Consider the following 14511-nt stretch of genomic DNA (forward strand, 5'->3'; position numbering starts at 1 on the left):
TCGGCGGCACAACTGAATACCTCATCCAGAGGGGCTGAGGGATACGGCCCGACGACGCCCCGGCAACCACCCGCACGCTCGACGACGAGCGACAGCGGGCAGGTGCCAATTCCGTCCCCGCCGCACCCGGCGATGCGGGGAAAGATGAGAGGAAATCCTCGACATGACGTCGACGCTTCCCGCCGCCACCGGCATCGACACCACCCTCAGCCCGGCCCGCGCCCTGGTCTGCCGCGCCTGTTCGGCGCGCTACCCGCTGGCCGCCCAGCACGCCTGTTACGAGTGCTTCGGGCCGCTGGAGGTCGACTACGACACCGCCGCGCTCGCCACCGTCACCCGGGAGCAGATCGAGGCAGGTCCGGCGAACATCTGGCGGTACGCGGCGCTGCTGCCGGCCGGTCAGGACCCGGACACCCGGGTCACGCTCGACCCGGGGCTGACCCCGCTGGTCGCCGCCCCGAACCTCGCCGCCGAGCTGGGACTCACCGCGCCGCTGTGGGTCAAGGACGACAGCGCGAACCCCACCCACTCGTTCAAGGACCGGGTCGTCTCGGTGGCGCTGACCGCGGCCCGGCAGCTCGGCTTCACCCGCTACGCCTGCGCCTCCACCGGCAACCTCGCCAACTCGGTCGCCGCGCACGCGGCCCGGGCCGGCGTGCCGTCTGTCGTCTTCATCCCCGGCGACCTGGAGCAGGGCAAGGTCGTCACCACCGCTGTCTACGGCGGTGACCTGGTCGCCATCGACGGCTCGTACGACGACGTGAACCGGCTCTGCGGCGAACTGGTGGAGACCGACGAGTTCGAGGACACCGCGTTCGTCAACGTGAACGTGCGGCCCTACTACGCCGAGGGCTCCAAGACGCTCGGCTACGAGGTGGCCGAGCAGCTCGGCTGGCGGATCCCGGCCCAGGTGGTCATCCCGATGGCCAGTGGCGAGCTGCTCACCAAGATCGACAAGGCGTTCACCGAGCTGGTCGAGATCGGCCTGGTCGAGGCGCCGGCCGGTGGCTGGAAGGTGTTCGGCGCGCAGTCGGCCGGCTGCAACCCGATCGCCACCGCGCTGCACGGCGACACCGACACGATCACGCCGGTCAAGCCGACCGGCATCGCCAAGTCGCTGAACATCGGCGACCCCGCCGCCGGGCTGTACGCGCTGGAGGCGGTGCGCCGTACCGGCGGCTGGATGGACTACGCCGACGACGACGAGATCCGCGCCGGCATCCGGCTGCTCGCCCGTACCACCGGGGTGTTCGCCGAGACGGCGGGCGGCGTGACGGTCGCGGTGTTGCGCAAGCTGGTCGAGTCGGGCCGGCTCGACCCGTCCGCCGAGACGGTCGTGTTCAACACCGGCGAGGGCCTGAAGACGCTCGACGCGGTGGCCGCCCAGGTGGGCCCCACCCACCGCATCAAGCCGTCCCTGCGCGCCGCCCGGGACGCCGGCCTGCTGTCCTGACCCGGAGCCCGGCGCCTCGGCCGGGTGGGGGAGGTGGGGCTCGCCCGGGTGGGGGATCGGGTGAGACCGGTGGGTAACCGGTGATGTGCGGTGAGTGCCAGAAAACCACCCTCAAGGACTTGACGGCAGGAACCGGACGGCGCAAGATGCTTCGTGCGGGAGGGCATCCGCCGGAGACTTTTCAAGTTCTTGCGACCCAACGCCGGAGGCGTTGTGCGGACGTCCCTCCCGACCAACGTCCGAAGAGGCCAGCGGAAAACCGCTGGCCTCTTCGCTGTGTCCGGCGCACCCTGGGTGACATGACGCTGACCGTGACGCCGCTTGATCCCGCCGACCGGCAGACGCTCGACGCGGCGTACCGGATCGCCTGCGCCGCCCAGGCCGTCGACGAGCCGGACCTCCCGCCGATCTGCCGCCGCCGCTTCGAGGCGCTGCTGTCGCACCCGATGCCCGGCATCGAGGGACGCTGGCTCGTCGCCCGCCTGAACGGCCTGCCGGTGGGCTGGCTCCGGTTGCACCTGCACACGATCGAGAACACCGAGAACGCGACAGTCGAACTGACAGTCGACCCGGCGTACCGGAGGCGCGGCATCGGCCGCGTGTTGCACGAGCACGGCGTGCGGCTGCTCCGCGAGCACGGCGGCAAACGCCTGGTCGGCTCGACCACCGCCGCGCTGCCCGGCGAGGAGGACCGGGTCTTCCCCGGCGCTGCGTTCGCCGCCGCCCTGGGCGCCAAGCCGGCGCTGGCCGACGTCCGCCGCCGGCTCGACGTGGCCGGCCTCGACCGTGACCGGCTCGCCGCGCTGCTGGCCCAGGCCCGCACCGCGGCCACCGGATACCGGCCGGTGCGGTGGCGCGATCACACCCCCGAGGAGTACGTCGCGGACGTCGCCTACCTCCAGGGCCGGCTGCTGCTCGACGCGCCGATGGGTGAGCTGGACTGGAAGCCGGAGCGGATGGACGCGGCGCGGGTACGCGACGCGGAGCGGGCGCTCGATGCCCGGGGCGTACGCCGGTACAACACCGGCGTGGTGCACGAGGCGACCGGCCGCCTGGTCGGCTGGACCCAGCTCAGCCTGGACGCGGGCAGCGCCGACCACGCCTGGCAGGAGATCACCCTCGTCGACCCCGACCACCGCGGCCGCCGGCTCGGCCTGCTCTGCAAGGCCGGGAACCTGGAGTACGCGCTGACACACGAACCGGCGTTGCGGGCCGTCGACACCTGGAACGCGGTCGCGAACCGGCACATGATCGCGATCAACGAGCAACTGGGCTTCCGCCCGGCCGCCGGTTCCGTCGACTGGCAGTTGACGATCTGAGTTGTGACACGCCCCTACTGATCTGGTGCCTTTCTGTTGCATGATGGCGGGCATGACGGAGACCCCGCACCCCCTGTACGACAGGCACCGCGAGACCCTCGACCGGGCGCTGACCGCCATCGCGGAGCGCGGGTACTGGTCGGCCTACCCCGAGTCACCCAGCCCCCGGGTGTACGGCGAGACCGCCGCCGCCGACGGCAAGGCCGCCTTCGAGGCGTACCTGGGTGGCGACTTCCCGCTCGACCAGGCCGGTGACGGCAGCACGGTCGCCACCGAGGTCAGCCCGTTCGGCGTGGCGCTGGACGTGCGCTACCCGCACGCGGGCGCCGACCAGCTCGTGTCCGCCGCGAGCGCCGCGCTGCCCGCCTGGCGCGACGCCGGCCCGCAGGCCCGGGTGGGCGTCTGCCTGGAGATCCTCGCCCGGCTGCACGGGAACATCTTCGAGCTGGCCAACGCGGTGCAGTTCACCAGCGGCCAGGCGTTCGTGATGGCGTTCCAGGCCGGAGGCGCGCACGCGCTGGACCGGGCCCTGGAGGCGGTCGCCTACGCGTACGCCGAGATGACCCGCCACCCGGGGACCGCCGGCTGGGAGAAGGCCGCGGGCAAGGGCGACCCGCTCCGGATGACCAAGACGTTCCACGTGGTGCCGCGCGGGGTCGCGCTGGTCATCGGCTGCAACACGTTCCCCACCTGGAACTCGTACCCCGGTCTGTTCGCCTCGCTGGCCACCGGCAACCCGGTAGTGGTGAAGCCGCACCCGCGCGCGGTGCTGCCGCTGGCGATCACCGTGAAGTACGCCCGCGAGGTGCTCGCCGAGGCCGGGTTCGACCCGAACCTGGTGCAGCTCGCGCCCGAGGCGCCCGGCGAGAAGCTCGCCACGACGCTGGCCCTGGACCCGGCCGTGAAGATCGTCGACTTCACCGGCTCCACCGAGTACGGCGACTGGCTGGAGGCGAACGCCCGGCAGGCGGCCGTCTACACCGAGAAGGCCGGCCTGAACACGGTGGTGATCGACTCCACCGACGACTTCGCCGGGCTCTGCCGCAACCTCGGCTTCACGCTGACGCTGTACAGCGGCCAGATGTGCACCACCTCGCAGAACCTGCTGATCCCGCGCGACGGAATCGAGACCGACCAGGGGCACAAGAGCTTCGACGAGGTGGCCGCCGGGATCGCCGGCGCGGTCGCCAAGCTGACCGCCGACCCGGCCCGCGGCGTCGAGCTGACCGGCGCGATCGTCAACGACGGCGTGCTGGAGCGGCTGGACGAGGTCACCAAGGTCGGCGAGCCGGTGCTGGAGTCGCGCGTAGTCGAGCACCCGTCCTTCCCCGGCGCGGTGGTGCGTACGCCGACTGTGGTGAAGCTGGACGCCTCCGACACCGCCACCTACTCGCGGGAGTGGTTCGGGCCGATCTCGTTCGCCATCGCGACCGACTCGACCGAGCACAGCCTGCGCATCCTGCGCGAGACGGTGGGCGAGAAGGGCGCGCTGACCGCGGGCGTCTACTCCACCGACGAGGCCGTGCTGGACGAGGCCGAGAAGGCGGCCATCGACGCCGGGGTGCACCTGTCCTGCAACCTCACCGGCGGGGTGTTCGTCAACCAGTCGGCGGCGTTCTCCGACTTCCACGGCTCCGGCGCGAACGCGGCGGCCAACTCGGCGCTGACCGACGGCGCGTACGTGGCGAACCGGTTCCGCATCGTCCAGAGCCGCCGCCACGCCTGAAAGGAGGGGCCCCTTCTTAACGCCTCCGGTATAGGAGGGGCCCCCTCTTAACAACTGCGCCCGGTCGGCCTCACGCCGGGCGGCGCATCTGGAGTTCGTGCAGGCGGGGGATTCTGGGGTGCGGCACGCGTACGCCGGTGTCCACGAAGCCCAGCTTCTGGTAGGCCCGGTAGGCCCGGTCGTTGCCGACCACCACCTCCATCATCAGCTCGGGCCGTCCGCAGGCGCGCGACCAGGCGGCCACCTCGTCGACGAGCGCGGCGAGCAGACCGCTGCCCCGTCGGGCCGGCGTCACGTAGACCGCGTAGACGAGCGTCAGGCCCGGCTCGTCCGGCGCGGCGGTGCCACCGGCGTGGCCGACCAGCCGGCCGCCCGGGTCGGCCACGAACTGGGCGGTGTGGTCGCCCCGGGAGACGGCCGCGATCCGGGCCGCGAACTCCGCGTGCGGCCGGGCGGCGGCCTCGGCCACCGTCTCCAGGAAGGCCAGTGGGGAGTCGGCCAGCATCTCCAGCCGCAGCGCCCGCATCCGGGCGGCGTCGGTCGGCCGGACCCGGCGAACGGTGGTCGTGGTGGGCGCGCTGGTCATGCCGCATGCATACCGGACGGGCCGGCGCAGGCGCGTGACCGGGGCCGGGTACCGCCCGGAATATGCCCGATTTGTGGTCGTGCGCCGTCGTCACGCCTCGTGTAGCGTGCGATTTCGGTCACCGAATTCAGTGGTCGTCGCCGATCGCTGAACCGGTGTGCTACCGGTGCCGGTCCGCCGGTTTCCGGGTGTTGGAACGCCGCGCAGAGTGAGGAAGTGCACCGTGGCACAGGGCACCGTGAAGTGGTTCAACGCCGAAAAGGGCTACGGCTTCATCGCCGTCGACGGCGGGCAGGACGTCTTCGTCCACTTCTCCGCGATCGAGATGGACGGTTACAAGGCGCTGGATGACGGCCAGCGGGTCGAGTTCGAGATCGCCCAGGGGCAGAAGGGTCCGCAGGCCGAGCGGGTCCGCGTCATCGCCTGACCTCCGCCTGCCGGGCGGTTCCGCAGCCGGGTCCGCCGACCGGGGGGCTGCGCTGTGAGCGTGCACCATGGAAGATCATGAGCCGTTCCAGCCGTAGCCGCTGAGGAGGGCCCATGTCCGATCTGCCTCCGCCGGGTTCCACCGAACCGGTGTCGCCGACGCCGTCCGGCTCTCCGGCCGACCCGACCGCGCCTCCGCCTCCGGCCACCGATCCGGCGTCGTCGGGGAGCGCCGGCCCGTCCGTGCCCGCTCCCGGCCCGGCGCCCGCCGATCCCTGGGCGGACCAGACCGGCTACGGCCCGAGCATTCCGCAACAACCCGGGTACGACGCGCAGCCCGCCCACCCGAACCCGTCCGGCCCGGCCACTCCCGCCGACCCGGCCACCCCGCCCGGTGGGGGCGACCCGGCCGGCTGGACCGCGCCGGGTGCCGCCCCGCCCCCCAGCTACCCCACGCCCCCCAGCTACCCCACGCCGCCGGGCTACCCGGCTGGTCCTCCCCAGGCGGGCTGGCCCGGGTACCCGGCTCATCCGATGCCGGGCGCCGCCTACCCGGTGGCCGCCGGCCCCGGGGCGTACGCCGGCTGGTTTCCCGGCATCGACCCGCAGGACCCGCTCGTCAACCCGCCGCACGCGGGCATCGGCCCATGGTTCGCCCGTTGCTGGGGGGCGCTGCGGCGCGGTTGGCGGCAGCTCCTGCCGATCGTGCTGCTCACCCAGGTCCCCCCGGCGATGGTGATCGGCGTCCTCACGCTCGTCCTCAGCCCCGACGGGCAGATGGCGACCGCGCCGGACGGTTCGCCGGTGCTGCCGGAGGACTTCTGGGCGCAGACGCTCGGCTTCTACGGCGCGATCCTGTTCGCCGGGCTGATCTTCGGCGCGCTCCAGGCGATGGGCTGGGCGGCGGGCACCTGGGTGATCGCCCGGCAGGCGGCCGGTCAGCCGGCCGGGCTCGGCGCCGCCTTCCGGTACGGGCTGAGCCGTGCCCTCGGCCTCTGGGGCTGGACCATCGTGGTGTCGCTGCTGGTCACGCTCGGCGCCTGCTTCTGCCTGCTGCCCGGCCTCTACGCCGCGCTCGCGCTCGCCCTGTTCGGTCCGGTCTACCTGTTCGAGCGGCGGGATCCGGTCGGGCGGTCGTGGCGGATGTTCCACAGCCGGTTCGGCATGGTGCTGGGCCGGGTCGCGCTGGTGGTGGCGGCGTTGGTCGTGTCGACGCTGCTGGACGTCGTGCTGAGCGGGATCAGCGGGGCGCTCTTCGGGCTCGAGCCGATGGGCGCCGTGGGCACTGCGATCGGCGCGGTGACGCTCACCGTTCTCAGCGCCGTGGTGGCGGCTCCGACCTACCTGGCGCAGCAGGTGGGGCTGGTGGTCACGTACGCCGAGCAGCGGGCCCAGGAGGGCCCGGTGACCGCGGCCGGGCTGGCGGCGGAACTCGGCTGAGCGGGGTGGTCGTGCTTGCACTCGGCTAGGGAGAGTGCTAAACAAGTCATTGGCACTCGCATACGGTGAGTGCCAGAAGGTCGGGGCGGTAGGGCCACGGCCGCACCGGTGTCCCAGTGGCGCCGGAGCGGTACGGGCCGGTCGTCGCGGGCTGTCCGGCCCGACCGAGGAGACGTCGTCGTCGCCAGGTGGCGACGTCCCCAAGGTGCGTACACCAGACGGCCCATCCGGGCATCCCGGGTGGCCCGTGAGTGTCCAGGAGGACAACGCCGTATGGCCAAGATGATCGCGTTCGACGAAGAGGCGCGCCGCGGCCTCGAGCGGGGCATGAACCAGCTCGCCGACGCCGTGAAGGTGACGCTCGGCCCCAAGGGCCGCAACGTCGTGCTCGAGAAGAAGTGGGGTGCCCCCACCATCACCAACGATGGTGTGAGCATCGCCAAGGAGATCGAGCTCGAGGACCCGTACGAGAAGATCGGCGCCGAGCTGGTCAAGGAGGTCGCGAAGAAGACCGACGACGTCGCCGGTGACGGCACGACGACGGCGACCGTCCTGGCCCAGGCCCTGGTTCGTGAGGGTCTGCGCAACGTGGCCGCCGGCGCCAACCCGATGGCCCTGAAGCGGGGCATCGAGGCCGCCGTGGCCAACGTCTCGGAGGAGCTGCTCAAGCTCGCCAAGGACGTGGAGACCAAGGAGCAGATCGCCTCCACCGCCTCCATCTCCGCCGCCGACCCCAGCGTCGGCGAGATCATCGCCGAGGCGATGGACAAGGTGGGCAAGGAAGGTGTCATCACCGTCGAGGAGAGCAACACCTTCGGCCTGGAGCTTGAGCTCACCGAGGGCATGCGCTTCGACAAGGGCTACATCTCCGCCTACTTCATGACCGACCCGGAGCGTATGGAGGCCGTCTTCGACGACCCGTACATCCTGATCGTCAACAGCAAGATCTCGTCGGTGAAGGACCTGCTCCCGATCCTGGAGAAGGTCATGCAGTCGGGCAAGCCGCTGCTGATCATCGCCGAGGACCTGGAGGGCGAGGCCCTGGCCACCCTGGTGGTCAACAAGGTCCGTGGCACCTTCAAGTCGGTCGCCGTCAAGGCGCCGGGCTTCGGTGACCGCCGCAAGGCCATGCTGACCGACATCGCCATCCTCACCGGTGGCCAGGTCATCAGCGAGGAGGTCGGCCTCAAGCTGGACGCGACCGGCCTCGAGATGCTGGGCCGCGCCCGCAAGGTCGTGGTGACCAAGGACGAGACCACCATCGTCGACGGCGCCGGCGACGCCGAGCAGATCCAGGGCCGGGTGAACCAGATCCGGGCCGAGATCGACAAGAGCGACTCCGACTACGACCGGGAGAAGCTGCAGGAGCGTCTGGCCAAGCTGGCCGGCGGTGTTGCGGTGATCAAGGTCGGCGCGGCCACCGAGGTCGAGCTGAAGGAGCGCAAGCACCGCATCGAGGACGCCGTCCGCAACGCGAAGGCCGCCGTCGAGGAGGGCATCGTCCCGGGTGGTGGCGTCGCGCTGGTGCAGGCCGGCAAGACCGCCTTCGACAAGCTGGACCTGGCCGGCGACGAGGCGACCGGCGCGCAGATCGTCAAGATCGCGCTGGACGCCCCGCTGCGGCAGATCGCCGTCAACGCCGGCATGGAGGGTGGCGTCGTCGTCGAGCGGGTTCGCAACCTCGACCCGGGTCACGGCCTCAACGCCGCGACCGGCGAGTACGTGGACCTGCTGGCCGCGGGCATCATCGACCCGGCCAAGGTGACCCGTTCCGCGCTGCAGAACGCCGCGTCGATCGCCGCGCTGTTCCTCACCACCGAGGCCGTCGTGGCGGACAAGCCGGAGAAGACCCCGGCCGCTCCGGCGGGCCCGGGTGGCGGGGAGATGGACTTCTGAGTCCAGCTCCACCCAGTACGCCGAAAGGGGCGGGCCGCGTCAGCGGTCCGCCCCTTTCCGTGTGCGTGTCAGGTGGGCAGCGGGCGCTGGTTGCGTCGCTTGTGCGTCCGGTCGTACGGCGGCAGCCGCCGCGGCTCGTCCACCGGCTGCCGTTGCTCCTCCACCGGTGGCCGGTCCGCGCCGGTCAGCTCGGCGAGCTGCTCGGCGTCGCCGATGTCGAGCCGGTCGAACGGGAGCTGGCCGGGAAGCTCGTCGGACGGTTCCTCGGCCCGTTCGTCATTCGTGGTCATGCACCGCCTCCTCTGCCCCGACCGTAGAGCCCGGTCGATGACGAAGGAGGTCGAATGGCGCTATTAGCGTCTATGCCCCTTTGATGGCTTTCCGGTAGAGGAAGAACACCCGTTCGATCCGGGCCCCCGCCGCGTTCGAGTAGAACGGCACCGGCCCCACCCAGCCGATCTGCGCCGCGGTGATCCCGGCCGCCGCCTGGTCACGCAGGCAGCGGCGCAGCAGCACACCACCGATCCCGGAGCCCTCCGCCGCCGGCGCGGTGCCCATCGGCCCGAACCAGCTCGGCCGGGCCGACCCGTACGCGGCGAAACCGAGGATCTCACCGTCCCGCTCGGCCAGGTGCACGCCCGCGTCCGGCCGCCCCACCGAACCGGCCAGCTCACCGTCCCAGGTGCCGCCGAACGTGGACCTGGCGAACGCGGCGAGCGCCGGCAGGTCGTCCGGGGTGGCCCGGCGTACCGTCACGCCCCGCCCGGCCAGCCGCCGCTCGGCGGCCTCGGTGGGACGCAGCGCCACCGACCCCTCGGACAGGTCGGCGGTCATGTTCCAGGCGGTCCGGTCCTGCCGGTAGCCGAGCCGCTGCGCGGCGCAGACCGCCGGGGTGTAGCGCACGTCGATGCCGGGCCAGGCGTAGTGCGGCGGGTTGCCGGCGAGCAGCACCTCGGCCGCGCCGAGCGCGCCGAGCCGGCTCTCCGCCTCGGCCAGCAGCGCCCCGCCCACACCCTGGCGGCGCTCCGGCGGGGCGACCGCGATCAGGTCGACGTGGCCGAGCCGCGGATCGGCTGCCGACAGCGACCCGACGAGCACCCCGATCAACGCGCCGTCGCGTACCGCGCCGAGCCGTAGCACCGGGCGGTCGGCCCCGGCGCGTTCCGCCACGGTGACCACCACCGCGGACGCCTCGACCGCGTCCTCCGGCAGGTCGAGCGACACGCGGCACAACTCGACCACCTCGGGCAGCCGGTCCTGGCCCAGCTCGATGATCTCCACGTCCATGGACGCCGACAGTAGGGCATCGGCAGGCCAATGGACAGGGTTGTTAACCGGTGGCGGCCGCCCGGGCCGCGCGCACCGCCGCGTACGCGTCGACCAGCCCGGCGCCGGAGACGTCCCGCGGTCCGCCGCAGGCCTCGGCGGGCCGCGGGACCGGCTGCGCGGTGTCGCGCAGGATGGCCCGGGTCCGTTCCAGGTCCCCGACCAGCGCGGGGTTCGCCGACCACATCAGCGCCACCACGCCCGCCACCTGCGGCGTGGCCATCGAGGTGCCGTCCAGCGTCGCGTACCCGCCGCCGGGCATCGCGGAGAGCACAGCCGCGCCCGGGGCGACCAGGTCCGGCTTGGCCACGCCGTCCGGCGCGGGACCACGGCTGGAGAAGTCGGTGACGCGGCGCTGCCGGTCCACCGCCCCGACGGTCAGCACGTCCGGGTACGGCGCCGGCGGGTCCACGATCGAGCCGCAGGACGGGCCGGTGTTGCCGGCGGCGGCCACCACCAGGATGCCGGCCGCGGTCAGCGCCGCGGTCGCCGGGCGCAGCGCCCCCGGATCGCAGCCCTCCAGCGGCGGGCAGCCCCACGAGTTGGTGAGCACGTCCGGGGCGCGCGCCGGACGGCCGTCGGTCAGCGGGTTCCCACCCGGCGGGAACGGGGCCAGCATGAACTGGAGACAGTCGAGGTAGCGGGCCGGGCTGCCCAGGTTGCGGTCCAGGTTGACGCAGCCGACCCAGCTCGCGCCGGGCGCCACGCCGATGCCGTCCCGGCCCACCGCGCTGCCCAGCGTGTGGGTGCCGTGGCCACCCCGGTCGGCCGGGGCGCGGCGGTCCTCCCACGGGTCGTACCAGGAGTCGTCGCCGTCCCGGAAGCCGCCGGCGAGCGCCGGGTGCCGGCCGTCCACTCCGGAGTCGGAGCTGCCCACCACCACGCCGGAGCCGGTGACGCCCAGCTCCGACCAGACCCGGTCCGCCCCGATCAGCGAGATGTTCCAGGCCGGTCCGGTCGGCGCCGGGGCGTCGCCGCGCGCCGTCGGGGCGAGCGCGGGCAGCGGACGCAGCCGCTGGCTGACCAGCACCCGGGCCACCTCGGGCCGGCCGGACAGCCAGGCCCGCACCGCCGGGCCGCCGTCCGTCTCGATCGCGTTGACCAGGTAGTACGGCGTCGGCTTCAGCCGCATGTCGGTCAGCGTGCGGCGCAGGTCGCCCTGGGTGCGGTCGGCGGTGGCGACCAGCCGCCGGTAGACCTCGGTCGCCCGGGCGTCCCGCCCGGCCCGTCCCGGCGTCCCGGCCGGCAACCCGGTCAGGTCGGCCTGCTCGCGCAGCACCACGAGCAGCCGCTCGCCGTGCAGACCCGGCTGGCCGGGGACCACGTACACCACGGCGACGGCGACGAGCAGCGCGGCGGCGGCGAGCGCGGCCGGACCGCGCCGGGGCGCGCGGGCGCGGGACCGGGCGAGCAGCACGCCGTACCCGAGGGCGAGCAGGACCGCGACGGCGAACGCGACGCCGGTGCCCACGGCGACCCAGAACGGCGTGTCCCGGGTGGTGGCGAGCAGGAGGGTGATCTCCTCCGGGTCGGTGAACGCCAGCGGCCCCAGCAACGCCAGCCCGATCAGCCAGCGCACCGGCGCCGGTCCGGCCGGGCGGCGCGAGTGCCGGGCCGCCGCCTCCAGCGCGGCCAGCACGAAACCGAGCGGCGGCAGCAGGAACAGCGCCGGCAGTTGTACGCCGGACTGCCCGGCGGCGGCCGCGAGCGGCGTCAACGCGACGCCCGCGACCAGGCCGCCGACCAGCACCAACCGGGCCGGACCCGGCCCGAACGCGGCCCAGAACCGGGCGCCGAGCAGCGCCCCGGCGAGCGTGCCGAGCGCGGCGGCGGCCAACCCGGCGAGCACCGTCTCCAGCGCCCCGCCCAGCGCGCCCACCCACGCCCAGGGCAGCAGCGACGCCAGCCCGGCCGCGACCGCCAGCAGCGGCACCGTCCCGAAACGGCCCTCCGGGACCGCGTCCACGGCGACGGGCGGACGCACGCGGGCCAGCCGGGCGGCGACGAACGCGAGCACCGCGGCGGTCACCGCCAGCGCGGCCAGGTACGCCTCGTGGTGCACCGGCGGCACCGTCCGCAGCAGCGTCGTCGCGCCCAGCGCGACCACGGCGGCGGTCCAGGCGCGGCCGGTCGCCCGCAGCGCGGGGGAGCGGGGCGCCAGCGCCAGCGCCAGCGAGGGCGCCCCGGCCAGCAGCACGGTGACCACCGCCACCACCGGCCAGACCGCCACCGCCCGGTCCAGGCCCATGACCAGCATGACCTGCTCGACGAGCCAGCCGCCGACCTGACCCGGAACGGTCACCAGCACGACCCAGAACCCGGTGAGCACGGCCGCGACGACCGGCCACGGCCCGGTCTCACGCGGTGGCGGCGGCGGTACGGGCGCGAACGGCGGGCCGGTCAGCATGGTCATCACGGTACGGCCGGGCCGTGTCGCCGCGCGCCCCGGACGGTTACCGTGGACGGGTGCGCGACCCCAACGTGTCCCGATCCGTGGCCGGCCAGCTCTCCGCCGAGCGCCGCGCCGACGACCTGCGCCGCCTTCGGGCCGAGCGGTTCGACGTCCTGGTCATCGGCGGCGGGGTGACCGGAGCGGGCGCCGCGCTCGACGCCGCGTCCCGCGGGCTGAAGGTCGCCCTGGTGGAGGCGCGCGACTACGCCGCCGGCACCTCCAGCCGGTCCAGCAAGCTGATCCACGGCGGCCTGCGCTACCTGGAGCAGCTGGAGTTCCACCTGGTCCACGAGGCGCTGACCGAACGCGGACTGCTCGCCACCCGGCTCGCCCCGCACCTGGTCCGTCCGGTGCCGATCCTGGTTCCGCTGCCCGCCGAGGGCGGCGCGCGGGACCTGCCCCGGCGGTTCTTCCGCCGCTCCTACTACGGGCTCGGCGTGGCCGCGTACGACGCGTTCGCCGGGGTGTTCGGCGGCGGGCGGGGGATGCCGCTGCACCGGCACCTGAGCCGCGAGGGCACGCGCCGGATCTTCCCGAGCCTGCGTCCGGACAAGCTGGCCGGCGCGATCCGCTACTACGACGGTCAGGTCGACGACGCCCGTCTCGTGGTGACGCTGGCGCGTACCGCGGCGAGCCTCGGCGCGACGGTGGTGACCAGCGCCCGCGCGGTCGGCCTGACCCGCCAGGCCCGCGAGGTCACCGGCGTGCGGGTACGCGACCTGGAGGCGCCGGCCGGCTCGCCGGACGCCGAGTTCGAGGTACGCGCGCGCACCGTGATCGCCGCCACCGGCGTGTGGAGCGACGACATGTCGCGGATGCTCAACGACGTCGGTCTCCGCCCGAAGCTGCGGGTCCGGGCCTCCAAGGGAGTGCACCTGGTGGTGCCCCGCTCGGCGATCGTCGGCGAGACCGGCCTGATCCTGCGTACCGCCACGAGCGTGCTCTTCGTGATCCCCTGGGGCGGGCACTGGATCATCGGCACCACCGACACGGACTGGCAACTCGACAGGTCCCACCCGGCTGCGACCGCCAGCGACATCGAATACCTGCTCTCCCAGGTCAACACGGTGCTGGACCGGCCGCTGACCACCGCCGACATCGAGGGCGTCTACGCCGGGCTGCGCCCGCTGCTGGCCGGCGAGGCGGACTCCACCTCGAAGCTGTCCCGCGAGCACGCCGTGGTGGAGCCGATGCTCGGCCTGCTGCTGGTGGCCGGCGGCAAGTACACCACCTACCGGGTGATGGCCTCGGACGTGGTCGACCGCGCGATGCACCGGCTCGGCCGGACCCGCCCCTCGCGTACCGCAGACCTGCCGCTGCTGGGCGCCGACGGCTACGCGGCCCTGTGGCGGGACCGGGCCGACCTGGCCCGCCGGCACGGAGTCGCGGTCGGCGTGGTCGAGCACCTGCTGGAGCGATACGGCAACCTCACGCTGGACCTGCTCGCGCTGGTCGACGCCGATCCGCTGCTCGGTTCGCCGCTGGCCGGCGCGCCGGAATACCTGGCCGCCGAGGTGACGTACGCCGCCCGCGCCGAGGGCGCGCTGCACCTGGAGGACGTGCTCACCCGGCGTACCCGGATCTCGATCGAGACCAGCCACCGCGGCCTGGAGTCGGCGGAGCACGCCGCGGAGCTGATGGGCGCGGTGCTCGGCTGGGACGCGGCGACCCGGGACCGGGAGGTGGCCCACTACCGGGCGCGGGTGCTGGCCGAGCGGGAGTCGCAGCTCATGACGGACGACATCGCCGCCGACGCGGCCCGCCTCGGCGCGCCCGATGTGCGTGGTTTCGCAGCAGACCGAGGGACCGACGGCCCGGGCGTTGAACTTCCGGCCTCCCCCAGGTAGGGGATCCCCACCCCGGGCCGCTCGGCCGCTAGTGCGCGCT

At 73.6% G+C, this 14511-nt stretch carries 11 protein-coding genes and 1 riboswitch; of the genes, 7 read left to right on the plus strand and 4 right to left on the minus strand.

Annotated elements, in window-relative coordinates; translation table 11 throughout:
* Positions 1-18: 18 nt before the first annotated feature.
* Positions 19-151, plus strand: a riboswitch (SAM riboswitch).
* A gap of 12 nt (positions 152-163) precedes the next feature.
* The 3 genes from thrC (at position 164) to paaN (ending at position 4498) form a co-directional block, all read left to right on the plus strand.
* Positions 164-1453 (plus strand): threonine synthase, encoded by a 1290-nt coding sequence (gene thrC, locus HA073_RS26970; RefSeq protein ID WP_043327982.1) that lies wholly within the window; start codon positions 164-166, stop codon positions 1451-1453.
* Between the two features lie 299 nt (positions 1454-1752).
* Complete coding sequence (locus tag HA073_RS26975) at positions 1753-2772, plus strand: GNAT family N-acetyltransferase (RefSeq protein WP_166457578.1); 1020 nt, start codon at positions 1753-1755, stop codon at positions 2770-2772.
* A gap of 52 nt (positions 2773-2824) precedes the next feature.
* The gene (paaN, locus tag HA073_RS26980; protein ID WP_205798714.1) at positions 2825-4498 is read left to right on the plus strand and encodes a phenylacetic acid degradation protein PaaN; all 1674 of its coding nucleotides are present in this window, start codon (positions 2825-2827) and stop codon (positions 4496-4498) included.
* 70 nt (positions 4499-4568) lie between these two features.
* Here paaN and HA073_RS26985 read toward each other — a convergent pair whose 3' ends face one another.
* Complete coding sequence (locus HA073_RS26985; RefSeq protein ID WP_166457580.1) at positions 4569-5084, minus strand: GNAT family N-acetyltransferase; 516 nt, start codon at positions 5082-5084, stop codon at positions 4569-4571.
* A 223-nt stretch (positions 5085-5307) separates the two neighbouring features.
* Between HA073_RS26985 and HA073_RS26990 the strand changes: the two genes are divergently transcribed.
* The 3 genes from HA073_RS26990 to groL all read left to right on the plus strand — a co-directional run bounded on the left by HA073_RS26990 (position 5308) and on the right by groL (position 8846).
* Complete coding sequence (locus tag HA073_RS26990) at positions 5308-5511, plus strand: cold-shock protein (protein WP_013288855.1); 204 nt, start codon at positions 5308-5310, stop codon at positions 5509-5511.
* A gap of 113 nt (positions 5512-5624) precedes the next feature.
* Positions 5625-6950, plus strand: coding sequence for a hypothetical protein (locus HA073_RS26995; protein WP_166457581.1), 1326 nt, complete (start codon positions 5625-5627; stop codon positions 6948-6950).
* 273 nt (positions 6951-7223) lie between these two features.
* A complete protein-coding gene (gene groL, locus HA073_RS27000; RefSeq protein ID WP_018787968.1) occupies positions 7224-8846 on the plus strand; it encodes a chaperonin GroEL in 1623 nt (540 codons plus the stop codon).
* Positions 8847-8914: 68 nt separating this feature from the next.
* Here the strand turns inward: groL and HA073_RS27005 are convergent, their stop codons facing one another.
* The 3 genes from HA073_RS27005 to HA073_RS27015 all read right to left on the minus strand — a co-directional run bounded on the left by HA073_RS27005 (position 8915) and on the right by HA073_RS27015 (position 12585).
* The gene (locus HA073_RS27005; protein WP_030502772.1) at positions 8915-9136 is read right to left on the minus strand and encodes a hypothetical protein; all 222 of its coding nucleotides are present in this window, start codon (positions 9134-9136) and stop codon (positions 8915-8917) included.
* A 70-nt stretch (positions 9137-9206) separates the two neighbouring features.
* Positions 9207-10133 (minus strand): GNAT family N-acetyltransferase, encoded by a 927-nt coding sequence (locus tag HA073_RS27010; protein WP_166457582.1) that lies wholly within the window; start codon positions 10131-10133, stop codon positions 9207-9209.
* A 43-nt stretch (positions 10134-10176) separates the two neighbouring features.
* Positions 10177-12585 (minus strand): S8 family serine peptidase, encoded by a 2409-nt coding sequence (locus HA073_RS27015; protein ID WP_205798715.1) that lies wholly within the window; start codon positions 12583-12585, stop codon positions 10177-10179.
* A gap of 68 nt (positions 12586-12653) precedes the next feature.
* Between HA073_RS27015 and HA073_RS27020 the strand changes: the two genes are divergently transcribed.
* Positions 12654-14471 (plus strand): glycerol-3-phosphate dehydrogenase/oxidase, encoded by a 1818-nt coding sequence (locus HA073_RS27020; RefSeq protein ID WP_043330892.1) that lies wholly within the window; start codon positions 12654-12656, stop codon positions 14469-14471.
* The last annotated feature ends 40 nt before the right edge of the window (positions 14472-14511 follow it).

Origin of the sequence: Micromonospora sp. CMU55-4 (assembly GCF_011602315.1) — a bacterium.
In the GTDB taxonomy this organism is placed as follows: domain Bacteria; phylum Actinomycetota; class Actinomycetes; order Mycobacteriales; family Micromonosporaceae; genus Micromonospora; species Micromonospora chalcea.

Excerpts from the sequence above, each read along its gene's own strand:
- thrC (WP_043327982.1), top strand. The coding sequence starts at position 164 with ATGACGTCGACGCTTCCCGCCGCCACCGGCATCGACACCACCCTCAGC.
- HA073_RS26975 (WP_166457578.1), top strand. The coding sequence starts at position 1,753 with ATGACGCTGACCGTGACGCCGCTTGATCCCGCCGACCGGCAGACGCTC.
- paaN (WP_205798714.1), top strand. The coding sequence starts at position 2,825 with ATGACGGAGACCCCGCACCCCCTGTACGACAGGCACCGCGAGACCCTC.
- HA073_RS26985 (WP_166457580.1), bottom strand. The coding sequence starts at position 5,084 with ATGACCAGCGCGCCCACCACGACCACCGTTCGCCGGGTCCGGCCGACC.
- HA073_RS26995 (WP_166457581.1), top strand. The coding sequence starts at position 5,625 with ATGTCCGATCTGCCTCCGCCGGGTTCCACCGAACCGGTGTCGCCGACG.
- groL (WP_018787968.1), top strand. The coding sequence starts at position 7,224 with ATGGCCAAGATGATCGCGTTCGACGAAGAGGCGCGCCGCGGCCTCGAG.
- HA073_RS27005 (WP_030502772.1), bottom strand. The coding sequence starts at position 9,136 with ATGACCACGAATGACGAACGGGCCGAGGAACCGTCCGACGAGCTTCCC.
- HA073_RS27010 (WP_166457582.1), bottom strand. The coding sequence starts at position 10,133 with ATGGACGTGGAGATCATCGAGCTGGGCCAGGACCGGCTGCCCGAGGTG.
- HA073_RS27015 (WP_205798715.1), bottom strand. The coding sequence starts at position 12,585 with ATGACCATGCTGACCGGCCCGCCGTTCGCGCCCGTACCGCCGCCGCCA.